Here is a 26,275-nt window from a genome sequence, read left to right on the forward strand (position 1 = left end):
GCTCCGGCGGGCCCCCGCCCTCGCCTGATCCCCGCGGCCGTCGCCCATCGGGCCGTGACCGGGGACGACCGTCTCCAGCGCGGGCAGGACCGCCGCGCCACCGCGCACGCCGCCCTCCTCGCCGGTGCGATCTTGCCCTGAGCGATGCCGGGAATTCGTTCTGAAGAGATCTTTTCCCTATAAGACTTAGCCTCTAATGTGCGAATCGCCCCCCAAGCAGCGAGGAGCTGTACATGAGCGCAATTGAGCAGTTCGGCTACCGCCAGGAGCTCAACCGTTCCTTAGGCTTCGCCGATCTGATGATCTATGGCTTGATCTTCATGGTGCCGATCGCGCCGTTCGGCATCTTCGGAAACGTCTTCGCCGCCTCCCACGGGATGGTGGCGCTGGCGTACGTCATCGGGCTCGTCGCCATGGCGTTCACGGCGCTGTCGTACGCGCAGATGGCGCGCGCCTTCCCCATGGCCGGCTCGGTCTACACCTACGCCGGGCGCGGCATCGGCGCGCCGGTCGGGTTCATCGCGGGATGGGCGATCCTGCTCGACTACGTGCTCGTGCCGTCGCTGCTCTACCTGGTGGCCAGCGTGGCCATGAACTCGTTCGTGCCCGTGATCCCCGTCTGGGCGTGGCTGGTCGCCTTCGTCGTGCTCAACACGGTCGTGAACTACCTCGGCATCCAGATGACGGCCAGGATCACCCGGATCATGCTGGTGGCCGAGCTGGCGGTGCTGGCGATCTTCCTGGTGGTCGGCGTCGTCGCGCTGGCCCAGGGCAAGGCGCAGACCGGCTTCCTCACGCCGATCTTCGACTCCTCCGGGTTCGCGTGGAGCGTGGTGCTGGCCGCCGCGTCGGTGGCCGTGCTGTCGTTCCTCGGCTTCGACGGCATCTCGACCCTGGCGGAGGAGAACCGCGAGGACGCGCAGCGGCTCGGCCGGTCCATGGTGGCCGCGCTGGGCCTGGCCGCGGTGTTGTTCGTGGTGCAGACCTGGGTGGCGGCGCTGCTGACGCCGAACAGGGACAACCTGATCACGAACGGCGACCCGGCCGGCAGCGCCTTCTACGACACCGCCGCGTTCGCCGGCGGGGCCTGGCTGTCGGTGCTGACCGCCGTGGCCACGGCGGTCGCGTGGGGCTTCGCCAACTCGCTGGTCGCCCAGGCGGCCACGTCGCGGCTGCTGTTCGCGATGGGCCGGGACCGGCAGCTGCCCTCGTTCCTCGGCAGGGTGGACCCCAAGCACAAGGTGCCGGTCAACGCGACGCTCGTCGTGGCGGCGATCTCGCTGATCCTCGGCATCTACATGAGCACCAGGGCGAACGGCATCGGCGAGCTGGCCTCGCTGGTCAACTTCGGCGCCATGACCGCGTTCCTGCTGCTGCACATCTCCGTCGTCGTGTACTACGTCGTCAAGCGCGGCAGCCGCAACTGGCTCGCGCACCTGGTCGCGCCGGTGATCGGCTTCATCGTGCTGGTGGCCGTCGTGGTCAACCAGAACGTGCACGCCCAGTGGGTCGGCGGCATCTGGCTCGCCGTCGGCCTGGTCGTCCTCGGCATCACCTACGTCACGGGCCGCCGGCCTGTGCTTCCCAAGGAGGTCCAGTGAACGTCGTGTCCTACCATCCCTCGCCTGAGGAGCTGAGCTACACCTTCGGGGGGCGCCCGGCCCTGGGCAAGGTACGTCCGGGCACGATCCTGGAGTTGTACACCGAGGACTGCTTCGGCGGCCTGGTGCGGAGCGTGGACGACCTGCCGTCGCAGGTGTGCGAGTTCCCCTACCTCAACCCGGTGACGGGGCCGTTCCACGTCGAGGGCGCCGAGCCCGGCGACACGCTGGCCCTGCACTTCATCAAGATCACTCCGGCCAGGGACTGGGCGGTGTCGACCACGTTCCCCCACTTCGGCGCGCTGACCGGCACCCACACCACGGCCATGCTCCAGCCGCCGCTCGAGGAGCGGGTCTGGCGCTACGACATCGACCTCGGCAAGGGGGTCGCCGTCTACCACGCCCGCAACACCGACTTCAGCGTCGAGCTGCCGCTCGACCCCATGCACGGCACGGTCGGCGTGGCCCCCGGCGCGAACGAGGCCCGCATGACGATCACCCCGGACGCGCACGGCGGCAACATGGACACCCCCGAGCTGCGTGCCGGAGTCACCGTCTACCTGGGGGTCAACGTCGAGGGCGGGATGTTCGCGATCGGCGACGGGCACGGGCTGCAAGGGCACGGCGAGGTGTGCGGCACCGCGGTCGAGTCGGCCATGAACACGGTGGTCGCGGTGGAGCTGATCAAGGGCGTGGCCACGCCGTGGCCGCGGCTGGAGGACGATCTGCACCTGATGTCGACGGGCTCGGCCCGGCCGCTGGAGGACGCGTACCGGATCAGCCAGCACGACCTGGTCACCTGGACGTCGGAGCTGACCGGGCTGGACACGCTCGACGCGTATCAGCTGGTCAGCCAGGCGGGGCAGGCGCCGGTGGGCAACGTGTGCGACACCAACTACACGATGGTGGCCAAGCTGCCGAAGGCCTACCTCGGCAGGCCCGCCGTCTACGAAGACGCGCATGCCCGGCTGCGAACCCTGGGTTCCCAGTACACAGGTTAGGTAAAACAATGATTGTTGCAGATCAGCGCACTGATCATCTTCTGCTAACACTGGGAGGGTGCTCAGGCTGGTGCTTTCCCTGGTCCTGCTCGATCCAACCGCCGTCATCGCCGAGGTGTCGCAACGTAACATCCCCGTCCCCCAAGTTCTGACCCCGAACGGGGATCGTCTGGGTTACGCCCCGGTCCCGCGCCCCTATACGGGGGCGCGGCGGCTCACGGGGCTGCTGGTCGGCCGAGATCCCGTCACGCGGCGGGACGTGGTGTGCGGAGGCACGGTGATCGGGTCGCGCAGCCGCAGCCTGGTGCTGACGGCGGCGCACTGCCTTCATCACCGGGGCCGGCGGCTGAAGCAGCTCGCCTTCATACCGGGCTACGACCGAGGCCGCCCGCGGCTGGGGGTATGGCGGGTCGCGCGCACGTGGGTGCCGGCCAAGTGGCGGAAGGAGCCGTTCTCGGCCGAGTTGCTGCCGTACGACGTCGGTCTGGTCGGGGTGATGGCACAGCGGCGCCCGCTGGAGGACGTGACCGGGAGCGGGCTGCGGACGATGCCGACCGCCAGGGGGACCGCGCTGCGCGGGCTCGAGCTGCTCGGCTACCCGGCGGGCAAGGGCTATCGGGGGTTGCGGCTGCACCGGTGCCTGGGCGACGCGGTCGAGGGCGTCTCGGACGGCCGCGGCCTGATGATCACGCATAACTGCCACGCCGCCGCGGGCGGCAGCGGCGGTCCCGTGTTGTACGGCGGCGCGATCGCGGGCGTCGTGTCGTCGTCCAGCCCGTTGCGTGACGCGAAGGGCTATACCGTGCTGACCAGGTTGGGCGGCCGGCCCTTCGAGCGCATGCTCGCCAAGGCCGACCGGGCGATGCAGGTCAAGCGGCCTGACTGACGATCTGCTCGCACAGCTCGTGCGTGCGCAGCGCGTCGTTGGCGTCGATCCTGCGGCCCTCGCCGACGGCGGCGAGGAACTCCAGGCAGATCTGCTCGATGCCGCGCTGCCTGGCCACGGGCACCCAGTCGGGCCGCCGGACGAGCCGCTCGCCGTTGCGGTAGTCGATGACGTCGCCGAGGTTGACCACGCGGCGCTTGACGCCGTCGCCCATGGCCTCGCAGGTCTCTTCGGCGGCGCCGCTCATCCTGTTCATGACGCCGATGGCGGTGAAACCGTCGCCCGACAGCTCCAGGACCATGTGCTCGATCAGGCCGTTCGTGACGCGGGTCCGGATCGTGGTGGCGCTGATCGGGCCGGGGGCGAGGAAGCGGAGGGTGTCCACCACATGGATGAAGTCATCAAATATCACCCGACGGGGCTCGTCGGGGTGGTTGTCGCGGTTCTTCTCCATGAGGATGAGGTGTCGAGGATGAGCGGCAAGTCCGACATATCCGGGCGCGTAGCGGCGGTTGAAGCCGACCATCAGCGACCTGTCCTCGGCCTTCGCGAGCCGTACGAGGCGCTCGCACTCCCCCAGCGTGTACGCGATCGGCTTGTCGACGTAGACGTGGATCCCGGCGCTGAGCAGCGGCTCGACGATCTCCGGGTGCGCGTCGGTCGCGGCGTGCACGAACGCCGCGTCGACCCCCGCCTTGATCACCTCATCCACGCTCGCCGACCGGCGGGCGATGCGGTAGGCGTCGCCGAGCCGGTCGAGCCGGGCGCTGTTGCGGGTGCAGAGGTGGAGGTCGAGGGCGGGCTGGGCGGCGAGCACGGGCAGGTAGGCCTTCTCCGCGATGTCACCCAGGCCGATCATGGCTATCTTCACCCGTCGAGCGTAGCCTTGAGCGCCTGGTTGATCGGAGTAGGCGCCACGCCGAACGTGCGCTGGAAAGCCGACGAGTCGAGCACGAACGGCTTGGTGAACTGGTAGCGGACGTGCCCGAGCTCGCCGATCATGGGCGAGAAGAGGCCGACCGCCCGCACCACGGGCCACGGCAGCTGAACCATCCGGGGCGCGGGGCGTCCGAGCAGGGCGGCCATCCGCTCCCCGATCTCGCGGAAGGTCACCGGCTCGGCGGTCGGCACGTGCCAGGGCTTGCCCCAGGCCCGCTCGTCCCCGCCCGCCACGATCAGGGCGTCGGCCACGTCGGGCAGGTACGTGAAGCTGTGCGGGATGTCAGCAGGCCAGACGAGCTGGATCGTCTTGCCCGCCCGGAGCGGGACGAGGAACCGGTCACCCAGGTAGGACTGGTCGGTGGCGCCCGGGCCGAAGTAGTCGGAGCCGCGCACCTCGGTCGCCCTGATCCGGCCGGCCTCGTGGGCGGCCAGCGCGTCGGCCCACATCTTCGCACGCACCCGGAACTTGGGGTTGGTCGAGGCGAGCGGCAGGTCCTCGGTCATCGGGACCGAGACGGGCCCGTACGGGTAGAGGTTGCCGAGCATCACGTACACGGCGCCGCTCGCCTCGGCGGCGGCCAGGAAGGACGCGGCCATCGGCGGCCAGTCGGTGAGCCAGCGGTGATACTTCGGGTTGACGGCGTTGTAGAGGACGTCCGCCCCCCGGGTGATCTCGATCATCCTGTTCTTGTCGGCCACATCCGCGGCCACCTTGACCGCCCCTTCGGGTCCGCTGCCCGAGCGGGTCACCACGGTGACCTCGTGTCCTTGGTCGAGGAGCTTGGTGGCCAGGTGCGTGCCGACCTGGCCGGAACCCACCACGACGTGCTTACCCATGATCAGACCTGCTTCCAGACGATGCGGAGGACCGCGTTGAGGACGAAGAGAGCAGAGAAGACGGCCGCGGAGGCCGTCAGGCCGGAGGCGTAGAGCGCCAGGGCGCCGCCGCCGAACCAGAGGATCTCCAGGGCGGCGCGGGCCAGGCCGGTGAGCGGGAACGTGGCGTTCGCGCCGCCGCCGGCCCCGAACAGCGCCCATGCGGCGATGAACAGGGCCAGCCCGCCGAGCCCGGCCAGGAGCTTGATGACCCAGTTAGGGCTGACGCTGAACCCCCAGTAGCCCACGGAGACCAGCACGCCTAGCTCCAAGAGGAACATCAGGGCCGCGTTGGCGTGCTTGGCGAGGTCGAACATCCGGAGCCTCCGTGGGGCGGTGCCGTTGCTTACGAGAGCAATGCTCTCTCAATAGAGCACCGTCCGTCAAGAGCAGTGCTCTCGTTTCTTCTCACTGCTCTGATAGCCTGCTGGCATGACAGCCGGCCGTACCGCCAGAGAACGTGTCAGGGCGGAGCTCACCAGAGAGATCACCGACATCGCACGCCGCCAGCTTGCCACCGAGGGCGCGGGCGGCCTGTCACTGCGGGCCGTGGCGCGGGAGATGGGCATGGTCTCCTCCGCCATCTACCGCTATTTCCCGAGCCGCGACGATCTGCTCACCGCATTGATCATCGACGGCTACAACGCCGTCGGCGAAGCCGTGGAGCAGGCCGATGCGGGCTGCCCGCGAGAGGACTTTCTCGGCCGGTGGCTGGCCGTCTGCCACGCCGTGCGCGACTGGGCACTGGCACACCCGCACGAATACGCCTTGCTCTACGGCTCTCCCGTGCCCGGCTACCAGGCCCCGCAGGACACGATCCCCGCCGCCGTGCGCGACACGATCGTGTTCGGCCGCATTCTGTCGGAGGCCCACCAGGCGGCCGCCCTCACCCCGGCCCAGCCGGTGCCCCCTCCCCCGCCCTCGCTCCAGGCGGACGCGGCCGCCGTCCGCACCCTCATCCCCGACACCCCCGACGACGTGATCTTCCGCGGCGTGATGGCGTGGACCGCCCTGTACGGCTGGGTCAGCTTCGAGCTGTTCGGCCAGTACAACAACACCATCGAGGACCGCCACACCGCCTTCGACCACTCGATGCGGCTCATGGCCGCATTGATGGGTCTTGCTCAGTGAGACTTACTAAGTTTTACTGAATACATGGCACGGAGAACACAAGAGCTCGGCCGCTTCACGGACGTGGCAATGCTCGTCCTCATCAGCTTGGCCGAGGGGCAGAAGCACGGCTATCGGATGATCAATGACATCGAGGAGTTCTCGGGCACGGTGCTGGAGCCGGGCACGCTCTACGGAGCGCTGATGCGGCTCGAGGAGCGTGGCTGGATCGAGCCGGTGGAGTCGTCCGAGCGGCGCAAGCCGTACCGGATCACCGAGAGCGGCCGCGCCGCGCTGCAGGAGCAGCTGGCGACGCTGCGGCGAGTCGAGCAAGCGGGGGCCAGACGCGCGGCTTGGGGGCCGGCATGAACCTGCGATGCCTGGCGCGAGAGGCGCTCAGTTTCTATCCGCAGGCGTGGAAGGAGCGCTACGGCGAGGAGGTCGGCGACCTGATCGCGGCACGGCCGGTGCGCCTGCGCACGGTGGTGGACCTGCTCCTGGGCGCGGCCGACGCCTGGCTCCACGACCGTCGCCGGTCAGGGGCCACGTCGCCGGTCCCGCTCGCGGTGGCCCTGGTCGTCGGGGTGGGCGCCCTGTGGTTGTTGTGGAACCCGGGTGTGCGCGACCCGGCCAGCCTCCACGGCGCGTGGGCCGAGGCCGCGACCGCCGGGCCGATCGCGCTCGACCTGCAGGACGCGGCGATGTGGCTGTTCGTCACGGCAGGCGTGTCAGGGATGCTCTCCGGAGCTCCGGTGCTGCTCGCGTCGTGCCGCGCCATCAAATGCCGCGGGCAGGCGCCGCTCGACCGGGTCAGGGCGCGGAACGTGACCATGATGTTCGCGTACCTCAGCACCCCGGTGTGGCTGCTCTGCTTCGTCTACTACAAGCAGGCCGTCGCCCACGACGGCTATCCCGCCGGCCCGTTCGGTGACGCCATGATGGGCGGCTTCCTCGTGCCGATCATCCTGGCCTTGGTGGTGCCGCTGCCCCTGATCGCGGCACGCTCGCCCGCGCTGAGGGTCGCGGTGCGCACCTCCGCGCGCACCCTCGTGGTCTCCGCCGTCTGCAACGCGCTGGGCTGGCTGTTCGTCGCGGTTCTGCTGGTGCTGGGGCTGCCGAAGGCGTCGTGGATGTTCGTGGCGACGGTGACGGTGAGCGCGCTGCTGAGCAGCGGGCTGGCGGCGCTGGTCGCCAGGAGCGTGCTCAGGCGGGGCCGACCGCGGATCGGCCGGCTCAGCCCTGTGTGATCCGGCCGGTCAGCAGGGGGACGAGCACCTCGTCCACGATCTGGACGACGAACTCGTCGGGGATGGGAGTGCCGTTGAAGAGGAAGTAGTGGCGCAGGAGCACGTGCCCGCTGTCGAGGCGGCGCGGGGTGACCGCGTCCGGGTCGACCTCGCCGCGCTCCACGGCACGCCGGACGACCTCCTCCATCGTCTTCCTGCCCATGCCCTGGGACGTCCTGCGCATGGTGCTCAGCGGGGACCCGCTGCTGAGCGCCTCGCCCAGCAGCCCCCTCATCGCCTCGCCCGCGGGTCCCGACAGAATGTGCGCGGCCTGGCCCAGCATGGCCACCAGGTCTCCGCGCAGGCTGCCGGTGTCGGGCGTGGACTCCGGGGTGGGCAGCATGTCGCGGACCGCGTCCATCACCAGCTCGATGCGGGTCGGCCAGCGCCGGTAGAGCGAGGCCTTGCTGGCCCTGGCCCGCTCGGCCACCCGCTCCATGGTCAGCCCGGCGTATCCGCTCTCGGCCAGCTCGTCGAGCGTCGCCTGGTAGATGGCGGCGTTGAGCGCCTCTCCCCGGCGGCGCGGCAGCTTGCGGTGGTCGGTCACCATAGGGCGATCCTAGGCAGCACCGGTGACCGTACCGGTGTCGCCGTTGACGGTGACGAGCCGGCCGTCCTCCAGCACGGACGTCCCCGTGCCTGTGCCCATGACGGCCGGGATGCCGTACTCCCTGGCCACGATCGCCGCGTGCGACGCTGCGCCGCCGCTGTCCACGACCACGGCCGCGGCCTGCTGGAACAGCGGCGTCCACGAGGGGTTGGTGTAGGGGCAGACGAGCACGTCGCCGACCTCCAGCTTGCCGAACTCGGCCGGCCCCTTGATCACCTTCACCGGCCCGGTCACGACGCCGCCGCTCGCGGGCGACCCGGTGAGCAGCGCGTCGCCGGCCTGGCGGGCGGGGAAGATCGCGCCGGGGTCGATGAGCCGCGTGCCGGCCAGCTCCTCGCGTTTGACCGCCCGTGCCCGCGCGGTCTCCCGCAGCCGCTCCCGGTCCGCCGCGGTGTCCTGGAACGACTCCAGCTCCTCCAGCCGCAGGTGGAAGACGTCCTCGGGCTGGTCGAGCACGCCCTTGTCGCGCAGTCGCCGCCCGAGCTCCACCAGCGACCTGCGCAGGATGGGCAGCGGCATCGTGAAGGAGAAGTGGCTGTCCTCACGGAAGGCGATCCCAGCACGGGCGGCCGCTACCCAGCGCGTCATGCGGGCACGGCGGCGCGGGTGACGCAGGAGCGGGTGGTCGAGGAGGCGTTCCAGCGCGTCGTCGGATTCCTTCCGCTCCTGCGGCCCGGCGGCCAGCACTTTGATCAGCCCGCGAACGGTGTCCGGGTCGTCCGCCCAGGTGGGCGGGGTGACGAGGATGGGGCTGAGGGTCTCGCGGTGGCCGTACTCGGCCAGGAACTCCTCGAACGCGGCCTGGAACTCGGCGGGTGGCGGGTCGGCGTTGAGCGCGCCGGTGCGCGCGGCCAGCTCGGCCAGCCGCGTCAGCGCCTGATTGGCCTCACTGGTACGGGTGACCGCGCCGTGCAGCAGGCCGCCGAACAGCCTGCCGCGGCCCAGCAGCTTGACCGCCAGCAGCAGCCGCAGCAGCGCGAGCCCGGTGCCCGGCAGGTAGTCGATGCGCAGGTCGGCCACCGGCGCGACCAGGGCGAGCGCCTGCCGGGGCATGCGGATGAGCTCCGGCCACGCCATCTCGGTCAGTTCTTCGGCGGCCAGGCGCCGGACGGCCGCGAGATAGTCGCGGAAACGCGGGTCGTCGGTCCAGCGGGCGGGGTCGTACCGCCTGCTCTTGGACGCGACCCGGAACGGCGCGGCCAGGACCCCGAGCGTGGGGTGCGGCTTCGGCGGCAGCAAGGCGTAGACCACGCCGTCCTCCTCACGCAGGAACCCCTCGAACGCGCGGTGCAGCCCGAATGCGCCGGTCACCTTGGCCATGAGCCCGGCCGGGCCGTACGGGATCCAGGTCGACATGTCGATCGGGTACGGCCGAACGGGCAGGTATTCGAGCAGGACGGTGCCCAGGCGCCGCTGGAACGGGTTGAGCCTGCCGACCGGAGGCGGTGGCAGCGCCGTCATGGGCCGCGCCTGCAGCAGGTGGACCCGGCCGCCCGCCCATGCCCACTCGATGTCCTGCGGCCGCCCGAAGAGATCGGCGATCCGCCGCCCAAGAGCGGCCAGCTCGCTCACCACCGCGTCGGGCAACCGCTCCCCCGTCACACCGGCCTCACGCGTGACGCCGCCGCCCGCCCTGCCCCGGATGACGACCTCCCGGCGACCCGCCGTGAACTCCACCCCACCTGCCGCGTCCACGACGTAGTGGTCCGGGGTGACCAGGCCGGACACGACGGCCTCGCCCAGGCCGCTGCTGGCGTCGATGACGAGCTGAGTGCGGTCGCCGCTGACCGGGTTCGCGGTGAACATGACGCCTGCTGTGTCGGCCTCGACCATGCTCTGCACGACCACCGCGATGCTCACGTCCTCGATGCCCAGCCTGGCGCGGTAGGCGACGGCGCGGTCGGTCCACAGGGAGCCCCAGCAGCGTCGTACCGCGTCGAGCAGTGCTTCCTCACCGACGACGTTGAGGAAGGTGTCCTGCTGCCCGGCGAACGCGGCCCCCGGCAGGTCCTCGGCGGTGGCACTGGACCGCACCGCCACCGGCCCGCCGCCGAGCTCGGCGTAGGCGTCGAGGATCATGCGCCGCAGCTCGTCAGACATGTCCGTCGTGGTGCGGCCTTGGGCGACGAGGTCGTAGGCATGCGTGGTGACGACGAAGCCACCTGGGACCGGGAAGCCGTTCCTGACAAGCTCTCCCAGGTTGGCGCCCTTGCCACCGGCCATGGCCAGGTCGCCCCGGCCGAACGCGCTCAGGGGTGCGACGAGTTTCACGATGTCTCCTCGACGTAGGCTCGGGTGCGGAGGGGACGCGCGGGCAGGGCCAGCGCGAGGAAGAAGGCCACGGCGAGCAGCGGCGCCATGGCGGCGAACACGGGCGGCGCGGCCGCGGCGAACGCGTCGCGGACACCGTCCGGCAGGTCCGACGGGGTGGCGGTAGCGGGGATCCCGGACCTCAGCGTGATGAGCGCGCCGACCAGCGCGACCCCGGCCGACGCCCCGATCTGCCGCAGGAACGTCACCGAGGAGGTGGCGGTGCCGAGGTCGGCGTGCTCGACGGCGTTCTGCGCGGCCAGCACCATGACCTGCATGACCAGCCCGACCCCGAGCCCGGTCAGCAGCATCGCACCGGCCAGCGCGAGCGGCGAGCCCCCCGCGACCCCGACGAGCGCCAGCCCGACGGCCGCCGCCGCCGTACCCGCGATGGGGTATGGCTTGTACACCCCGGTCTTGGTAATCAGCCGCCCGGACACGATCGTGGTGACGAGGACCCCGCCCATGAGCGCGGTCACCAGCAGCCCCGCCTGCGTCGCGCTGGTCTCCAGCGCGATCTGCAGATACGCCGGCATGTACGTGATCGTTCCGAACAACGCGAACCCGATGAGCAGGCTGATCGCCACAGGCACGGCGAAGGCCCGATCGCGGAAGAGCCGCAGCGGCAGGATCGGATCTTTGGCGAAGCGGGCACTGACCAGCCACGCCACCACCCCGCCCCCTGCCACCAGCAGGTAGACCGGCTCCCGGGTCTGCCCCACCATGACGACACCCACGACGGCGACGGCCAGCGTGAGCGCGCCCACGACATCGAACGGCATCCGGTGGTTCCGGGGCCTCGGCAGGCGCAAGGTGACACTCAGCACGACCAGGGCCACCAGCCCGAGCGGCGGGTAGATGGCGAAGATCCACCGCCACCCGAGCGAGTCGATGAAGAACCCGCCGACCAGCGGCCCGCCCACGGCGGCCACGACGTAAGCGGCGCCGATGAACCCGAGATAGCGGCCCCGCTCACGCGGGCTGACGATCTCCCCGATGATCGCCTGCGCCCCGATCATCAACCCGCCCCCGCCGAGCCCCTGCACCGCGCGGAAGGCGATGAACTGCGGCATCGACGTGGCGAGGGCGCACAGCACGGCACCGGTGACGAAGACGACGATGGCGACCTGCATGGTGGGCTTGCGGCCGTAGCGGTCGCCGAGCTTGCCGTAGACGGGCATGACGACGGTGGCGGCGGCGAGGTAGGCGGTGACGACGGCGGGCATCTGATCGAGCCCGCCGAGACTGCCCGCCACGGCGGGGAGGGCGGGAGCCATGATCGTCTGATCGAGCGCACCCAGCAACATCGCCAGTATCAGACCCGACAACACAAGACCCATGGCACCACTCTTTAGAGAACGAGTCGTTCTCTAAAGAGAATACAATTCAGCCCATAGAAACGCAACGTTCACTATCGGGCCTGGATGCACATGGCCGCCATAGCGGCAGCCTGCTCATCGCTTCCGTAAGCTTGCCTTGCCGCCCACAATCGAGGAATCGCGCGATGTCACCAGCGCGGGCGCCGATCTCCAGCAGGCCCGCCGCCCGTTGGGCCCGCCAGCAAGGCCGCGCCCAAAGGGGTGATGGTGTGAATGACCTGGGTGCCCATCCTCCGGCTGACGATCAGGCCTGCTTCCCGCAACACCTGGGTGTGCTGGCTCACGCCGGAGGCGTAGATCCGCTGGCGCCGGGCAAGTTCGCCGGTCGTCGCTCCGTCGACGGTGGCACGGAGGATAGCGGCGCGGGTGGGGCCGAGCAGCCGGGCGTCAGGAGTGCCGGACGTCGGGCGTCCCTTTGGCGCGGCCAGCGGGTGATCTCGCTGGATCGGATAGACCACCACCTGCGGCAGCTCGGGATCCGCCAGCGGCACGGGCGCGCCCCAGCAGAAGTACGAGGGGATCAGCACCAGCCCTCGCCCGCCGAGATACACGTCCCGGTCCACCGGATGATCCATCGACAGCACGGGCGGCTCCCAGCGCATGATCGGCCGGAAGCCGGCCAGCATGCCGCCGACCCCACCGTCCAGGAACGCGCGTCCGCGCACCGCCCGGTCAGAGTCCACCATGCCCTGGATGTCGGACCAGTACGGTGCGATGACCGTGTCGAAATAGCTGTGCAGCCCGTCCCGCAGATCGTGGAAGGCGTCCCGGCGACCGTCGGCCAATCCCCAGGCCCATGACGGCGTACCCGTCCTGCCCGCCAGCTTGTCCAGCTCCCGGCGGAGCAGCCGCCGCGGCGTGCTCAGCACAGCGTCCACCCCCGCCTCCAGCCCGAGAACGCCGTCGGGAGGGGTGAGGAAGTCGGGAAAGTAGGAGGACTTGCTGGGGAAGAGCGGCGCCAGGACCCGCCGCACGGTGGCCATGCCGCCCGTCCGGGCCAGATCATCCCGGGTACGGCTCCGCCAGGCGGCGAACGCGCCCCTGCCCCTGCGCTCCGTCAGACGGTACATGCTCAGCGCGATCTCCCAGAGTGGATCGGCCGTCGTGGCGATCCGCGTCCGGGCAAGGTCCTCACTCGTGAAATGGATCCGTAACATCCGACTTCGCTGTTCATGCTGGGCTTTTCAGCCATGACTGCAGCGCGTGGACACCCCGTCACGCCCGTGGCCACGATTATCGGCAAACGGGGTGGAAGGCGTAAAGGTGGCTGTGCGGTTCCATGTTCTCGGACAGATCGAGGTCACCGTACACGGGGCTGTAGTGGATCTAGGGCTCCGCCAGCGCGAGTCGCTCGCGCTGATGCTGCTTCGCTCCAACCGCACGGTTACCGTGGACCAACTGGTCGAGGTGTCCTTCGCCGATCCGGTGCCCGAGTCGGCCCTGCGGCAGGTTCGCAACACCGTAGGACGGCTGCGCAGGACTCTGGCAGCGGCCGGCTGCCCCGCCGTGATCAAGACCAGGCCGGGCGGCTACCTGCTCGAGGCCGGCCCGGACACGCTCGACCTGCTTGAGTACGCCGGCCAGGTCGAGGCAGGCCGCCGCTCCGCCGCCGAGGGCCGGCATGCGCAGGCCGTCGCGTCGCTGCGGCGCGGACTGGCGCTGTGGCGGGGCCCCCTCCTGTCCGGCATCGACGCCACCATCCTGGAGGCGGAGAAGGCCGGCGCGGAGGAGGCCCGCCTGGCCGTACTGGAGGAATGTCTGGAGCTGGAGTTGCGGCTCGGCCGGCACCGGGAGCTGCTGTCCGAGCTGGCCACGCTCACCAGCGAGCACCCGCTGCGCGAACGGATGTGGGAGCTGCGGATGCTGGCCCTCTACCGGTGCGGCGCCAAGGCCGATGCGCTGGCGCTCTACCAGGCCGCCCGCCGGACCTTCGTGGCGGAGCTCGGACTCGAGCCGGAGCCGCGCCTGGCCCGGCTGGAGCAGGCCATCATCACCGGGGATCCCGCACTCGACCTCGACCGGGAGCCCGACCGGCCGTGCCCGGGCCAGCTACCGCCCGACGTGCCGGACTTCACCGGGCGGGACCGGGCGGCGGCCGAGCTGGAGGCGGTGCTGCGGCCGGAGACCGGACCCGCCATGGCCACGCTGATCGTCACGGGCAAGGCCGGAGTCGGCAAGACCACACTCGCCCTGCACGTCGCGCACTGTGTACGAGCACGGTTCCCGGACGGCCAGCTGTTCGCCAGGCTGAGTGCCGTGCAGGATCGGCGCGTGACACCCGGAGAGGTGCTCGCGCAGTTCCTGCGCGCGCTGGGTGAGCCGGTGCAGGACCTTCCCGCCGGGGAGGACGAGCGCGCGGCCAGGTTCAGGGAACTCCTGTCTGGGCGGCGGGTCCTGGTCGTGCTGGACGACGCCGTGGACGAGGCTCAGGTACGTCTCCTGCTCCCGGGCGGCGCGGGCTGCGCCGTGCTGGTCACCAGCAGGTCGAGACTGTGTGCCCTGCCCAGCAGCGGCCGCATGGAGCTGGGAGAGCTGGAGCCCGCCCAGTCGGTACGGTTCCTCGCCAAGGTGGCCGGCGCTCACCGGCTGCGAGCCGAACGTGAGGCCGCGGACGAGCTCGTACGGCTCTGTGGAAACCTGCCCCTGGCGCTCAGGATCGCCGGCGCCCGGCTCGCCGGCCGGCCGCACTGGCGGGTCGGCCACATGGTGGAGCGGCTCAGGGACGAGCGGCGGCGGCTCGACGAGCTCGCGCACGGCGATCTGGAGGTACGCAGCAGCATCGCGCTGTCGGCCGAAGGGCTCGATCCGGCCGCGCTCCGGCTGCTCTCAGCCCTTGCGCTGACCGACACCCCCGACCTGCCCGGCTGGACCGCGCTCGCCGCGAACGGGTCGCCCGACCTCGTCGACAGCCTTGTCGACGCCCAGCTCCTTCAGGTGGCCGGGCCTATGCGGTACCGCTTGCACGACCTCGTCCGCGTTTACGCCCGCGAGCTCGGCGAGCCCGGCGAGGCCGTCCCCCGCGTGCTCGGCGGCTGGCTGGCACTGGTCGAGCGGGCGCACCGGGCGGTGTACGGGGGCGACCACGCGATCCTGCACGGCACGGCCGCCCGCTGGCAACCGCCCGGCCTGGACATCGTCGACACCGACCCCCTCACCTGGTACGAGGCCGAGCGCCCGAACATCGTCGCCGCCGTCCGCCAGGCCGCCGCGCTCGGCCTGGACGAGCTGTGCTGGGACCTGGCCGTCAGCGCGGTTTCGCTGTTCCAGACCCGCGGACACTACGACGACTGGGAGGAGACGCATCGGGCCGCCCTCACCGCCACCCGCGCGGCGGACAACACCCGCGGCTCCGCCGCCCTGCTCACCGGGATCGCTCTGCTGGAGGCATACCGGCACCGCTACGAGCCGGCCGCCACGGCCATCGAGGAGGCCCTGGAACTCTTCGAACGGTGCGGCGACCGGCACGGCTGGGGCCTGGCGAACGCGGTGGCCGCGTTCGCGTCAGGCATGAGAGGCCTGTACGCCGACGCGGTCGAACAGTGCGAGAAGGCGCTGGAGGCGGTACGCAAGGCCGGGGACGCGGGCGCGGAGATCCTCGTGCTACGCCTGCTCGGTCAACTCCTGCTGGACGTAGGCCACCTCGACTCCGCCCGCCCCTACTTGGCCGAGGCCCTTGCCGCGAGCCGGACGGTCGACCCGCACGCGCACCCGGAAGTCGTCTACCGGATCGGCGAACTGCTCCTCGCGTCGGGACGGCTGGAGGAGGCCGAGCAGGCGTTCACCGACCTGCTCGGCACCGTCACCGGCCTCGGCGACCAGCGGGGAGAGGCCTTCGCCCGTTACGGTCTGGGATGTCTGCACATCGAGCGGGATCGTCTCGCCTCGGGCGAGGAGTACCTCCATCAGGCGATCGAGCTGGCCGGTGTCGTGGACGAGCCCTTGGTGGCGGCCAAGGCGTGGCTGGCACTCGGCGCGACCAGCAGGTTACGCCGTGACCACGAGACGGCGCTGCACCGGCTCGGCCGGGCCGAGCGGCTCGCACGGGCCATCGACTCACCGATCTGGCAGGCGCGCGCCCTGCACCAGGTGGCCGAGGTGCACGGCGAGCGCGGCTGCGAGCCGGCGGCCGCGGCAGCCCGCGCCCAGGTACGCGACCTCATCGCCGCCATCGGCGGCGTTGACCCGGACGTCGAAGCGGGAATCCCCGCCCGGCGGGCCCATCGGACCCGCCGGGCGGGATGAGCGGGCTCAGTGCCACTCGACAGGCAGCTGCCCTTCGCTGCGCTCCTGCCACTCGACCGGCGCGTGCCAGTCCAAGCCACGTCCGACCTCCATGATCATCCCTCCTTTCCGGCGTACTCGTAGGTGTGCCGGGTCGCCCGCCGCCAGGCGACGCCGACCGGAACCGCAGCCAGCACCCCGATGGCCGCGAACGCCGCGATGCTCGCCGCGGGCCCAACGGCCTCGGCAAGCAGGCCGGAGCCCAAGATCCCGAGACCCTGCGCGGCGAACAGCCCCGACGCTGCGATGCCGACCGCCTGACCGCGGTACTCGACGGCGATCGACATGACGAACATCGCGTTCGCGACCACCTGGTAGGCGACGAAGACCCCGGACAGCACGAGCAGCACCAGCGACAGCCAGACCGGCGGCGCGAACACCATCGCCACCAGGGGCACACCGGTGAGCACGGTCAACGGGCCCAGCAGCCGGGACCGGACCTCGGCCGAGAGCAAGCGGGTGAGCAGCAAGCCGCCCGCCACCGAGCCGACGGACTCGGCGGCGAGGAACAGGCCGACTGCCACCGCTCCCGCGCCGATCTGGTCCGCGTACGGCACCGCGAGGCCGACCGGCGCGACATAGAGGCCGTAGATCCAAGCCAGCGCCACCAGCGCGCGGAGCTTGCGGTCGCGCCAGACGAGCCGCACCCCTGCCCGGACGGAACCCAGCATCGTGGCGTCATGCCTGCTCGTGCGGCGCGGCCGGAGCCCGAAGCGGAACAGCAGCGCGGAGACGGCGAACGTACCCGCGTCCACGAGCAGCGCCACGTGCGGCCCCGCCGCGCTCACCACCACGCCGCCCAGGGCGAATCCACCGAAATAGGCGATCTGCGCGGCCGAGGACATCACCGCGAGCCCCACCGTGTAGCGATCGCCGCTGAGCATGACCGACATGTTCGCCGACCGCGCGGCGCGCGCCGGCGCGGTCGCCGTCTGCACTAGGAAAACGAGTAGCCACAGCATGGGCAACGGCAGGCCCGGGATCGCGGCGGCGGCGATGAGCACGGCCCGGACGAGGTCGCACGCGACCATCACCTCCCGCCGCGGGTAGCGGTCGGCGAGCCCGCTCAACAGCGGTCCGCCGAGCAACTCGGGCACGTACGTGAGCGCCACGCTGACCGCGGTGAACACCGGCGAGCCGGTGTCGGCGTAGACGAGGATGGCCAGCGCCAGCCGCGCGACCTGGTCACCGGCCGTCGAGAGACTCTGGGCCGCCAGCAGCGCGCGGAATTCCCCCACCGCGAACACGTCGCGGAACCCAGGCGGTCGCTGTCTCATGTGCCTGCCCCCAGACGCTGATGTGGTGCTCCGAGCAACATCGCCCGCCGCTGTCATATCGGCGTCATAGTGCTACGGCTATGACGCCGTTATGACACTGCTCGACGAGCGTGGGCAGCAGCACAGATCCGCTCCAGACAGGGGGAGAAACATGCGGATTGTCACCGGAATCGTCGCCGCGGTCATGGGAGTCACACTGCTGACCGGCCCGACGACTCAGGCCGCGTCAGCGGCCTCGGACAGGAGCGGGCTCGGCAGCAGCAGCGGAATCGGCTGGGGTAAGGGGATCAGCTCGACCCACGGGGGCAACGCGAGCAAGTTCGGCGGCTAGCCCACTTCGTGCGGCCGGTTGTGATGGGGCGGGGATGGTCAGCCACCCCGCCCCACGGCAAGGGGGCCCGGCGGGCCGCACAGAGAGCCGGTAACCGGTGACACCGGGAAAGGTTCACGTCGTCAGGACCGGGAAGGCGGACGGCACGCTCTCCGGACTCAGGTACGCCGAAGAGCGGAGGCGTACAGGGCCCAGTCCGCCGGAATCGATCACCCATCTGCCCGCGATGTAGCCGGGAATCTCGACAGCTTGCGTCGCCTTGAGGTCTCCATGGTCTTGTGGAGCGAGCAGGCCCCCGTCCCCGACGGGCCGGGAGCCACGCTCAATGGGAGCTGTTTCTCAACGGCGGCAGCTACATGGCGGCCGCCGTCACGTCACCCCTTCGGTACGCAGCCTTTCTCGATCATGTCCTGCTCGAATCCGCGGGCGCCCTCCGTGCCTTTCTTGTCTTTCCAGGCATGCTCGTTGTTCAGCTTGCCGGTGGCGTGCGCAGTCTCGTGAAGGAGGAAGAACACGCGGAACTGGTCCTCCGACCAGTGCCGGACCGCATTGGCGAGTGTCGTGAGCCCGGTCCGGCCGGACAGGCCCGCGCGGTACTGATCGATCCGGTCACGCTCGAAGAACGGCTTCCACAAGCTGATCGTGGCCTTGCCGCCCGTGCCGACATCGGCCGGGTCGACGGAGGCGTACGAGTAGTCGCCGTCTTTAAGGGTTAGGTGCGGGTAGGCCCGAATGGCGACCTTGGAGATCGTTTCCGTGGCGTCGTTGCCACCGAAGTCCAGGAACTCGTCGCAGCTGGGGTTGCCCGTCAGTACGGTGACAGCCCTTTGCCGAAACTTCTTGACCTTCTCCTCGGTAGTCTCGGCGGCGAATTCAGAGTTCGACTCGGCGTCCGGGTCAGAGCCGTCGCCGTTGGAGTCGATCTCGTTGGTGTCGGTGTCCTCGGAGTCAAGCGTGCTGCCGGTGTCCTCGGTGCTCTCCGTGCTGTCGGCGTCCTCGGTGCTCTGAGTGTCCTCCGTGCTGTCGGTGGCCTCGTCCGTTGTGGACTGCTCTGCCTCCAGAGTCGCCTCGGACACGGCATCCCAGTTCTCCGTCTTGACGGTGATCTCCTCGGAGACAGGTTCCTCGGTCTCGTCGGCGGCGGCAGCGTCGGTGGTGCCGGCCGAGTCCTCGGTCGGGTCGGTCTCGTCGTCGGGCATGGCCGCCGCGGCCAGGGACGCGTCGGTGCACTCCACGCTCGCGTCCGCGCTGCACGGGTCAGGATCCGCGGTGGCGTGGCTCATCGCCAGCTGCCCTCCGCCGGCCAGGACGGCGAGCGTGCCGGCCACGGCCACGAGGCGTATGCGAGTTGATCGGGACTTCAGATTCATGGGTTTACCTCGTCAGATGGGTCGGGTGACAGGCCGGGCGTCCGCTCGGCTCGGCTCTGTCTCGGCTTGGGGGCTGAGCCGGGCGGGAGCGTGTCGGCTCCCGCCGGGCGACTGCTGCGGGTCACGCCTTTGCGGCAGGTCAGCGGCGCCGGACGCGGCCCAGCACGTCGACGACCTGCTCGTTGCAGGTGTTGACGTACTTGACGAGCACGGTGTAGGTGACGCCCCGGTCCAGGAAGTTCGCCGAGTAACGGGTGCGGTCTTCCAGAACGGTGTTCTTGGCCACCCTGGGCTGCGGGCTGAAGGACTCGGCGTTTCGCCGGGACAGGAAGAAGTAGCTGGCGGTGCTCCGCGGCTTGAGCTTGTCGCCGAAGGGCGCCAGGAAGGCGTTGCGGCCGACGATCAGCGTCTTGCCGAGGTTCCTGCCGCCGATGAAGGCCTGGGAGGCGAACCTGCCGCTGCGGACCGTGGTCCCGAACAGGCGGACGTAGGCGGGCGGGCGGCACCTCTGCCCCTGCAGGCCCGGCCGGATCCGGCCGTACCAGTCGTTCGTTGCGAACGAACCGCCGTTGCGGGAGGTGTTCTTGGACTTGGTGCTCTTCTCGTACAGCCGCTCCAGGGCCACCTTGCCGAGCTTTTGCAGAGTGTTCCTGGCGAAGGTGGGGAAATCGAATCCGCCGATGATCGTGCCGCCACCGGACGTGCTTGGCGAGCTGCTCCCGGTGCGCGGGGCGGTCAGCCCGGAGCTGCCGAGGAAGTCGTCGACGAGACCGTTGAAGGTGTCGTCGATGGGGTTGCCGCCGCCGAAGGAGTCGGGCAGGCTGAAGACGCCCGGGTCACTCGAACCGCCGGACCCGAAGAACCCGCTGGAGCCAAACCCGCCGAACGGATCGGTGGCGCCGGCGCCGGCGCTTGCGCTGGTCGTATCGATGGCGAACACACCAGCGGCGACGGCGCTGCCCACTGCGAGCCCAGCCACCGCACGACGCACCTTTGAAGGTGATCTCACCTGTATCTCTCCTCTCGCGTGGATGTGATCCGGCGAGAGCGGCACCCGTGAACGAGAGCCGCAGGAGCGCCGAACCGCATCCGGACGTTTCCAGCGACTCCTGCGTACGTGTCCTGTTGATGATCAGCCAGGTGGCGATGTTGACCACTTGACCGAGAACTTTGACCAGCGAGGTCCGCCGGGCGCGAGCGACATGGCGCCAGACATGGCCCGGACGCTCGAGAGAGAAGCCTCACCGCCACAGCGGCCGGGGCGCGCGACGGCCCCATCAACGGGTCTGCGCTCAGCGGCTCGGCAGCGAGCGCGCCCAGCACGGCGCCCGCCGCGGCTGCCGAGGCGATGGCGCCGATGACCGCGGCGGTGAGCCCCAGGTCGTGCACGGCATAGAGCACGTAGAGGGCAGCGATGAACTGGCCGAAGAAGTTGAAGGTGGCCGCCTCCAGGGCGACAGGCCGGACGTAGCGGTTACCGAAGGTCGCGCGCAGCCCTTCGGCGATCTCCTGCCGGATCCGCCCACGCCAGCCGGCTCTGGGGCTGCTCGCTGTGCAGGATGCGGACCAGGAACAGCGCAGAGAGCAGGAAGGACAGCGCGTCGACGGCGAGCGCGACGGGTGCGCTGAGCACCTGGATCAGCAGGCCGCCCAGCCCTGGCTCGGCCAGCTGGGCGAGCGAAGCGCTGAACTCAGCCACGACGATCCCGACTTCGCCATCCGTATCGACGCCATCAACCGCATCGAGGGTGATGCCGCCCTTCCGTACCCCTCCGGCCGGCATGAGCTCAAGCGGCGCATATGGCTCATCCTGCTGGGCCCCCTGGCCGTCATCACCCTCTTGGTGCTCGCTGTCCTGGCCCGCATGTGACACAGCGCTGATCGTCGCTGCCGAGTGACAATGCTCTTACCGACGCGCCACCTCTCGAGCGGAGTCTCGGCTTACACCTGAGCCCGGCTTGAGAAAGGACTCATACACATCGATCAACATCCGCCGTTGCCGCTCGGTGATCGCAATGTCAGCCCAGATGGCCTCCAGCACGACATTACGAGGCCGCCGACCTTCGATGTCCTCAGCCAGCGCGTAAAGCATCCTGGCCGACATGCGCAACCCCGTGCCGATCAGACGGATGATCCCCGCGCTCGGTGTTCGCAGCCTGCTTTCTGCGTAACTCAGGTATGAGGCACAGCCATCCGTCTGCCCGGCGAGAACTTTCCGCTGACGTGGTGTATGGCTCGGCGTCACGTGCCGTCCTTGGCCGAAGCCGGACGCAAGTCCCGTCGGAGGACCCTGAGGCCGAACGCCGCCAGCGTCGCCGCCACAGCGGCAAGGGCCACAGTCAACAGGATCGCCTTGTTCATGGTGACATCCACCTCAGTCGCTCGTCGTATCCACATATTGCTGTGTGTAGTGTTGCCCGAGGCCAAGATCCGAACGCCACTACGTTGTCCAGCAATCGGCCAAAGAACGCCAGCGCAGGTCAGATCGCAGTGCCAGTTCCTCAACAGGGCACGGATGGAGACCTGGCATGGCCCCTCAGGCCAGCGAAAAGCACGGTCGATCGCACCGACCAGTCGGCAGGTGACACTATTCGCTATCCGGGTGCTTGCCAGCACCATGGCCGGAAGGAGCCGCGCCTGGCGAGGATGGAGCGGTGACGGACATTGACCTGAAGACTCAGTACGAGCGTGACGGCTATCTCATCCTGGAACACGCCTTGAACCTCGGCGAGGTCGGCAAGCTGGTCGACGAGGCCGTGCGCATCTGCCGTGGCGAGCTCGGCGACATCCAGGGCGCGCTACCGGCCGGGTCCGCCGACAGCGACGACGACGTGTTGCGCAGGTTTCTGTGCATCCACTACCCGCACAAGCTCTCCGGCCTGGTGCTCGCCACGATGCGCCATCCGTTGATCGTTTCGGCGCTCACCTCGCTGATCGGCCCGAACGTCAAGGCGATGCAGTCGATGTTGTTCATCAAGTCCGAAGGAGAGCCGGGGCAGGCCTGGCACCAGGACGAGATGTTCATCCCGACCCGGGACCGTTCGCTCACGGCGGCGTGGCTCGCGCTCGACGACGCCACCAAGGAGAACGGCTGCCTCTGGGTGCTGCCGGGCTCGCACCGCCCCGGCGTGCTCTACCCGAACCGCGAGCACGACGACCCGCGCTACGACTGCACCGTGGAGTCCTACGACTTCCCGTACGACGACTGCGACGCGGTGCCCGTCGAGATCGGGGCAGGCTCCGTGGTGGTGTTCAACGGCTACCTGCTGCACAAGTCGCTGCCCAACACCAGCCGGCGTGGCTACCGGCGGGCGCTGGTCAACCACTACATGAGCGCCGAATCCCTGCTGCCCTGGGGTGTGCCGCCAGAGGGGACGGCCATGGCACAGACGGACTTCCGGGACATAGTCCTGGTCGCAGGCACCGACCCGTACGCATACAAGGTCTCCAGGAGGTGCGCCGACCGCGGATTCGCCCGAACCGGGACGGCGGCTGTGACAAATGACGACCGCCGCATGATCTCCGTAGACCTGGTGGCCCGCCTCGGGCCGAGCGTCGCGGACTACCCGCCCGGCTCGACCTTCGGCCCGCGGGATGCCAGGTCATACCAGTTCGTCTGGCTGCTCCAGGGCAGCGCCACCTGGCTCTGGGACGACATCGTCCTACCGCTTGCTCCGGGACAGCTGCTCCTCATCCGGCCGGGCATGCGCGACTCCTTCCACTGGGATCCTCTTACCCCGACCCGGCACGCGTACGTGCATTTCACCCTCACCGGTCATGCACAGCAGAGCTCGGCCGACTGGCCGCTGGTGCGGGACCTGACCGGCCGGCACGACCCGATGGGCGCCCTGTGTCACTACCTTCTCTGGCTGGGCGCCGACTGCCCGCCCGGGTGGCAGTCCCAAGCCCTTGAGACACTCCGCCTGCTGGTGCTGACCTTCCTGGCCGAGCCCGCGCCGGCGGCCGGCACACCGGCGACCCTGCCGGAACCGGTCGTCGCAATGATGCGCGCGGTGCGCGAGCACTGGTCGGACGGTGTGGCCAGGCCGATCCCGATGCGGCAACTCGCCTCGGCCGCCCAGGTCTCGCCGAGCACGCTGTGCCGCACGTTCCGCCGGCGGTTCGGCGTCGGTCCAGTCGCCGCCATCGAACTGCTGCGCCTGACCAGGGCCGAACCGCTGTTGTGGCAGAGCAACCTGTCCATGCAGGCGATCGCCGTACAATGCGGCTTCGCGGACGCGTACCACTTCTCCCGCCGGTTCCGCGCGATCTACGGCATGGCGCCGACCACCTTCCGCGCCAGCGCGCCGGAGTACGCACCACCGTCACCACTTGAGTCCGGCGGCCTCGCAGCGTTGCAGTCCCTCCTCCGTGCCCCCACGCACGATGACGCGTGGAAGCGACTGAACGCGGGTGGGCCACCGGGCGTCCCGGTGGCCCACCCGCGCCGGTCGCATCGGGCTACAGGGCGGCGGCCAGCTTCTTTAGGATGGCGGCCTGGGCCGGAGTGAGGTAGTGGCCGTTGACGGCCGCGGTCACCTGGTTGAGGTAGGCGTTGATGGCGTTGGTCTTGGCCGTGACGTTCCCCCTGTCCTCGGCACGCTTGGCGGCGTCGAGTTGGGCGCACATGGCGTTGGCCTGGGCCACGCCTTCGTTGGTGACGAAGCGCTTGGTCAGAGTGCACAGGTCGGCATAGGTGACAACCAGCTTGAAGGTGACGGAGGACGCCTGCCCAGTGTTGCCTGCGACGTCGGTGGCGGTGGCCGAGAAGGTGTTGCCCGCGGGGTCGAAGTCGTAGGCAGGGCCGGAGATGTCCTTGCAGGTGGTGGTGGCGACGCCGGAGAGGTTGTCTGCGGCGGTGCAGGTGATGTCGACTGTTTCGAGAATGCCGTAGGTCTCCTTGGCGCCGGTGTAGGTGACGGTCGGCGCCGTCTTGTCGAGCTTGACCGTCAGGGACTTGGCTTCCTCGGTGTTGAGGGAGCGGTCGGTGGAACGGTACTTGACGGTGTGGACGGCGTCGGCCGAGAGGACGACCGGGTCGGTGTAGACGGTCCAGGGGCCTTCATCCACGGCGTACTCGGTCCGGGCGAGACCCGAGACGTCGTCGCTCGCCTTGAGGGTGACGGTGACATCGGTGTTGTTCCAGCCCGCTGCGTTCGGTGCAGGGGCGGCCTCGGCGATGGTGACCGGGGCCATGGTGTCGAGGGGCAGCACCTCGGCGTTCTCGGGAGGCAGGTCCTCCACCACCGTCACGATCGGCGGTTCGACGGCGGGCTGGTCGTATCGGCCGATGTCTCCGCGGGTGATGTCGATGGCCTTCCAGTCGTCATGGTCGACGAGGGTGTTCAGGGTGCCGGCCGGCTCGTTGTTGCTGTTGTTGACGTCGGCGCTCACCTTGGTCCCGGGGGCCGCGATGACGCCGTCGCAGTCCCAGTCGATGGGGTTGCCCGCGTCGGGCACAGGGATGCGGCCGGCCGGGACTGCGACGCCCGCGACGACCCTGGCCGGGCAGTAGTGCGAGGTCGTGTAACCCTTGCCTTTCGCGCCCAGACCGATGGACTCGTCCAGGCCAGGCGGGTTGACCTCGTTCAACGGGTCTTGGCCGCCGTGGGAGTAGTCCCAGGTCTTCACGCCGTTCTTCGTGACGCCTTCGAAGTCGAAGAGGTAGTTCATCGCGCTGAGGTAGTTCGGCTTGAAGTTGATCTTGTTGTCACCGCCGTGCCCGAGGCCGAGGGAGTGGCCGATTTCGTGCATGAACACGGCGACCTCGTTGTCGGCGTTATCCGCCATGCCGTTGAGGCTGAAGATGACGTCCGTGTCCCCACTCCGGGCGAGACCGCGGACGGCGGCGGGTCCGATCCGGTCGGCCGCCAGCACGTACCGGAAGATCTCCCCACGTCCGGTCGCGGGGAAGGCGGCATTCTTGATCGCGTCGAAGGCCATCCAGTTGTAGGTGGCGCCGCCGCCTGGATTGATCACCACGTTGCCGAGCTGGGCCTGGTAACCGACCGATCTCGCCCTGCTCAGGTTGCCCCAGGTCGCTCCGGTGGTGTCGAGCGGGCTCTGCGGGCCCGCGTCGATGTGCAGGAAGTATCCGTTGGCGTTGTACGTGGCGATGATCCGGCGCAGGGCAGCGGGGCTGAACTGCTCGTTGTGGGTGTTGTCCGCCATCCAGTCGAACTGAACGAAGATGTCCTTCTGACCGACGGCCGCGCCCATCGCGTTCAGGTCGATCTCCTGTTTGTTCAGCCCGTCCCCGTCGGGATCCATGACGACCGGATGGAGCTTCCAGATGTCGGGGATGTCGTCGATCGTGGAGGCCTTACAGGCGACGGTGAAGTCGATGTAAACGTTGTTGCCGTCCCCGGGCCCGCTCTGGCTGTGGGTGCAGCCAGGGTTTCCGCTGTTCTGAGCGGTGTTCGTCCCGAACGTGGGGACATCCCAGTAGAACCGGTAGATGACGTCGTCCGACGCGCCGTAGGGGCGGTACCAGACCTCACCCTCGGTCCCCGTGCCGATCGACAGGTCGCACGACTCGGCGCGCCAGCTCACCTTCTCCCCCGGTTTGACCTTGTCCGGCGGCGCGGCGCCTTCACCCCAGCAGCCGTGATCTAGTTTCTCGAACACCTTGATCATCGGCAGGATGCCGTCGTTCTTGAGCGTCGAGTTGGCGCTGATGAAGTCGGCGTGCGCCGGTAAGGCGGTCACCACGCTCGCCAGAATCAGTACAACGGTCAGCAGCAACCCCTGAAGCCATTTCAGTCTAGGCACCGAACACCCTCTTTCCGGAGCGTCCCCCTGCGCGCCCCGTTGGCTTCCGGTGACGCCCCCTCTTCGCCGCAGAAACTTACGGAGCCGCGCCCAGGGCGTCATGAGTAGCCCATACCTAGTGCCGCGTGTGGACTGTGACTTGGACGATTGCCTTGGCTCATGCGGTGTGCGAGCCTTACGAGTTGCCTGAGCAGCGCGTGGGCCACTCTGGCTTTGCGGGGCCCTGAAGCCGGCATGATCGGGC

21 protein-coding genes are annotated in these 26,275 nt (G+C 69.5%); 9 read left to right on the top strand and 12 right to left on the bottom strand.

Features of this window, described 5'->3' with window-relative positions; all coding sequences use genetic code 11:
- Positions 1 to 233 precede the first annotated feature (233 nt).
- The 3 genes from OHA25_RS52485 to OHA25_RS52495 are packed head-to-tail and all read left to right on the top strand — an operon-like array spanning position 234 to position 3,488.
- Complete coding sequence (locus OHA25_RS52485) at positions 234 to 1,601, top strand: APC family permease (RefSeq protein ID WP_327584346.1); 1,368 nt, start codon at positions 234 to 236, stop codon at positions 1,599 to 1,601.
- Positions 1,598 to 2,602 carry an acetamidase/formamidase family protein gene (locus tag OHA25_RS52490; RefSeq protein ID WP_327584347.1) on the top strand — a complete coding sequence of 335 codons (1,005 nt, stop codon included), beginning with the start codon at positions 1,598 to 1,600 and terminating at the stop codon, positions 2,600 to 2,602. The genes OHA25_RS52485 and OHA25_RS52490 overlap by 4 nt, the downstream gene beginning before the upstream one ends.
- Before the next feature lie 58 nt (positions 2,603 to 2,660).
- Positions 2,661 to 3,488, top strand: a complete 828-nt coding sequence (locus OHA25_RS52495) for a trypsin-like serine peptidase (RefSeq protein WP_327584348.1) — start codon at positions 2,661 to 2,663, stop codon at positions 3,486 to 3,488.
- Here the strand turns inward: OHA25_RS52495 and OHA25_RS52500 are convergent.
- The 3 genes from OHA25_RS52500 to OHA25_RS52510 are packed head-to-tail and all read right to left on the bottom strand — an operon-like array spanning position 3,472 to position 5,623.
- Positions 3,472 to 4,359, bottom strand: a complete 888-nt coding sequence (locus tag OHA25_RS52500) for a Gfo/Idh/MocA family protein (protein ID WP_327584349.1) — start codon at positions 4,357 to 4,359, stop codon at positions 3,472 to 3,474. The genes OHA25_RS52495 and OHA25_RS52500 overlap by 17 nt on opposite strands.
- Positions 4,356 to 5,267, bottom strand: a complete 912-nt coding sequence (locus tag OHA25_RS52505) for an NAD-dependent epimerase/dehydratase family protein (RefSeq protein WP_327584350.1) — start codon at positions 5,265 to 5,267, stop codon at positions 4,356 to 4,358. The genes OHA25_RS52500 and OHA25_RS52505 overlap by 4 nt, the downstream gene beginning before the upstream one ends.
- Positions 5,268 to 5,269: 2 nt before the next feature.
- A complete protein-coding gene (locus OHA25_RS52510) occupies positions 5,270 to 5,623 on the bottom strand; it encodes a YrdB family protein (protein WP_327584351.1) in 354 nt (117 codons plus the stop codon).
- A 115-nt stretch (positions 5,624 to 5,738) separates the two neighbouring features.
- On the opposite strand from OHA25_RS52510, the gene OHA25_RS52515 reads away from it, so the two are divergent.
- Genes OHA25_RS52515 through OHA25_RS52525 form a run of 3 tightly spaced genes read left to right on the top strand, consistent with a single transcriptional unit; the run spans position 5,739 to position 7,663 of the window.
- Positions 5,739 to 6,437, top strand: a complete 699-nt coding sequence (locus OHA25_RS52515; protein ID WP_327584352.1) for a TetR/AcrR family transcriptional regulator — start codon at positions 5,739 to 5,741, stop codon at positions 6,435 to 6,437.
- A gap of 24 nt (positions 6,438 to 6,461) precedes the next feature.
- The gene (locus tag OHA25_RS52520) at positions 6,462 to 6,785 is read left to right on the top strand and encodes a PadR family transcriptional regulator (RefSeq protein ID WP_327584353.1); all 324 of its coding nucleotides are present in this window, start codon (positions 6,462 to 6,464) and stop codon (positions 6,783 to 6,785) included.
- Positions 6,782 to 7,663: a hypothetical protein gene (locus OHA25_RS52525; RefSeq protein ID WP_327584354.1), complete on the top strand. Its 882-nt coding sequence runs from the start codon at positions 6,782 to 6,784 to the stop codon at positions 7,661 to 7,663. The genes OHA25_RS52520 and OHA25_RS52525 overlap by 4 nt, the downstream gene beginning before the upstream one ends.
- On the opposite strand, the gene OHA25_RS52530 is transcribed toward OHA25_RS52525, so the two are convergent.
- From OHA25_RS52530 to OHA25_RS52545, 4 genes are all read right to left on the bottom strand, one after another.
- A complete protein-coding gene (locus OHA25_RS52530) occupies positions 7,650 to 8,252 on the bottom strand; it encodes a TetR/AcrR family transcriptional regulator (RefSeq protein ID WP_327584355.1) in 603 nt (200 codons plus the stop codon). The genes OHA25_RS52525 and OHA25_RS52530 overlap by 14 nt on opposite strands.
- Before the next feature lie 9 nt (positions 8,253 to 8,261).
- On the bottom strand, positions 8,262 to 10,583 hold the full coding sequence (locus OHA25_RS52535) for a PEP/pyruvate-binding domain-containing protein (protein ID WP_327584356.1): 2,322 nt from the start codon (positions 10,581 to 10,583) through the stop codon (positions 8,262 to 8,264).
- Positions 10,580 to 11,962 carry an MDR family MFS transporter gene (locus tag OHA25_RS52540; protein WP_327584357.1) on the bottom strand — a complete coding sequence of 461 codons (1,383 nt, stop codon included), beginning with the start codon at positions 11,960 to 11,962 and terminating at the stop codon, positions 10,580 to 10,582. Before OHA25_RS52540 ends, OHA25_RS52535 begins: the two co-directional genes overlap by 4 nt.
- A 167-nt stretch (positions 11,963 to 12,129) precedes the next feature.
- On the bottom strand, positions 12,130 to 13,071 hold the full coding sequence (locus OHA25_RS52545) for an ArsR/SmtB family transcription factor (protein ID WP_327584358.1): 942 nt from the start codon (positions 13,069 to 13,071) through the stop codon (positions 12,130 to 12,132).
- A gap of 193 nt (positions 13,072 to 13,264) precedes the next feature.
- Here OHA25_RS52545 and OHA25_RS52550 point away from each other — a divergent pair, with 193 nt between their 5' ends.
- Positions 13,265 to 16,243, top strand: coding sequence for an AfsR/SARP family transcriptional regulator (locus OHA25_RS52550; protein ID WP_327584359.1), 2,979 nt, complete (start codon positions 13,265 to 13,267; stop codon positions 16,241 to 16,243).
- Between the two features lie 95 nt (positions 16,244 to 16,338).
- Here OHA25_RS52550 and OHA25_RS52555 read toward each other — a convergent pair whose 3' ends face one another.
- Positions 16,339 to 17,559 carry an MFS transporter gene (locus tag OHA25_RS52555; protein ID WP_327584360.1) on the bottom strand — a complete coding sequence of 407 codons (1,221 nt, stop codon included), beginning with the start codon at positions 17,557 to 17,559 and terminating at the stop codon, positions 16,339 to 16,341.
- Positions 17,560 to 17,710: 151 nt separating this feature from the next.
- Between OHA25_RS52555 and OHA25_RS52560 the strand changes: the two genes are divergently transcribed.
- Positions 17,711 to 17,890 (top strand): hypothetical protein, encoded by a 180-nt coding sequence (locus OHA25_RS52560; protein WP_327584361.1) that lies wholly within the window; start codon positions 17,711 to 17,713, stop codon positions 17,888 to 17,890.
- Positions 17,891 to 18,264: 374 nt separating this feature from the next.
- On the opposite strand, the gene OHA25_RS52565 is transcribed toward OHA25_RS52560, so the two are convergent.
- The 3 genes from OHA25_RS52565 to OHA25_RS52575 all read right to left on the bottom strand — a co-directional run bounded on the left by OHA25_RS52565 (position 18,265) and on the right by OHA25_RS52575 (position 21,133).
- The gene (locus OHA25_RS52565) at positions 18,265 to 19,260 is read right to left on the bottom strand and encodes a hypothetical protein (protein ID WP_327584362.1); all 996 of its coding nucleotides are present in this window, start codon (positions 19,258 to 19,260) and stop codon (positions 18,265 to 18,267) included.
- 139 nt (positions 19,261 to 19,399) lie between these two features.
- Positions 19,400 to 20,239 (bottom strand): hypothetical protein, encoded by an 840-nt coding sequence (locus OHA25_RS52570; RefSeq protein ID WP_327584363.1) that lies wholly within the window; start codon positions 20,237 to 20,239, stop codon positions 19,400 to 19,402.
- A gap of 495 nt (positions 20,240 to 20,734) precedes the next feature.
- Complete coding sequence (locus tag OHA25_RS52575; protein WP_327584364.1) at positions 20,735 to 21,133, bottom strand: hypothetical protein; 399 nt, start codon at positions 21,131 to 21,133, stop codon at positions 20,735 to 20,737.
- A 781-nt stretch (positions 21,134 to 21,914) separates the two neighbouring features.
- On the opposite strand from OHA25_RS52575, the gene OHA25_RS52580 reads away from it, so the two are divergent.
- Positions 21,915 to 23,771, top strand: coding sequence for a phytanoyl-CoA dioxygenase family protein (locus OHA25_RS52580; RefSeq protein WP_327584365.1), 1,857 nt, complete (start codon positions 21,915 to 21,917; stop codon positions 23,769 to 23,771).
- Here the strand turns inward: OHA25_RS52580 and OHA25_RS52585 are convergent.
- Positions 23,722 to 26,031 carry an OmpL47-type beta-barrel domain-containing protein gene (locus tag OHA25_RS52585; RefSeq protein ID WP_327584366.1) on the bottom strand — a complete coding sequence of 770 codons (2,310 nt, stop codon included), beginning with the start codon at positions 26,029 to 26,031 and terminating at the stop codon, positions 23,722 to 23,724. The two genes, OHA25_RS52580 and OHA25_RS52585, sit on opposite strands and share 50 nt — an antisense overlap.
- Positions 26,032 to 26,275 lie beyond the last annotated feature (244 nt).

This window comes from Nonomuraea sp. NBC_00507, from assembly GCF_036013525.1.
Classification (GTDB): domain Bacteria; phylum Actinomycetota; class Actinomycetes; order Streptosporangiales; family Streptosporangiaceae; genus Nonomuraea.

What these genes read in the sequence shown, in the direction of transcription:
- OHA25_RS52565 (WP_327584362.1), bottom strand. Translation starts at nt 19,260, where the DNA reads ATGAATCTGAAGTCCCGATCAACTCGCATACGCCTCGTGGCCGTGGCC.
- OHA25_RS52515 (WP_327584352.1), top strand. Translation starts at nt 5,739, where the DNA reads ATGACAGCCGGCCGTACCGCCAGAGAACGTGTCAGGGCGGAGCTCACC.
- OHA25_RS52545 (WP_327584358.1), bottom strand. Translation starts at nt 13,071, where the DNA reads ATGTACCGTCTGACGGAGCGCAGGGGCAGGGGCGCGTTCGCCGCCTGG.
- OHA25_RS52525 (WP_327584354.1), top strand. Translation starts at nt 6,782, where the DNA reads ATGAACCTGCGATGCCTGGCGCGAGAGGCGCTCAGTTTCTATCCGCAG.
- OHA25_RS52505 (WP_327584350.1), bottom strand. Translation starts at nt 5,267, where the DNA reads ATGGGTAAGCACGTCGTGGTGGGTTCCGGCCAGGTCGGCACGCACCTG.
- OHA25_RS52530 (WP_327584355.1), bottom strand. Translation starts at nt 8,252, where the DNA reads ATGGTGACCGACCACCGCAAGCTGCCGCGCCGCCGGGGAGAGGCGCTC.
- OHA25_RS52485 (WP_327584346.1), top strand. Translation starts at nt 234, where the DNA reads ATGAGCGCAATTGAGCAGTTCGGCTACCGCCAGGAGCTCAACCGTTCC.
- OHA25_RS52560 (WP_327584361.1), top strand. Translation starts at nt 17,711, where the DNA reads ATGCGGATTGTCACCGGAATCGTCGCCGCGGTCATGGGAGTCACACTG.
- OHA25_RS52510 (WP_327584351.1), bottom strand. Translation starts at nt 5,623, where the DNA reads ATGTTCGACCTCGCCAAGCACGCCAACGCGGCCCTGATGTTCCTCTTG.
- OHA25_RS52555 (WP_327584360.1), bottom strand. Translation starts at nt 17,559, where the DNA reads ATGAGACAGCGACCGCCTGGGTTCCGCGACGTGTTCGCGGTGGGGGAA.
- OHA25_RS52520 (WP_327584353.1), top strand. Translation starts at nt 6,462, where the DNA reads ATGGCACGGAGAACACAAGAGCTCGGCCGCTTCACGGACGTGGCAATG.
- OHA25_RS52540 (WP_327584357.1), bottom strand. Translation starts at nt 11,962, where the DNA reads ATGGGTCTTGTGTTGTCGGGTCTGATACTGGCGATGTTGCTGGGTGCG.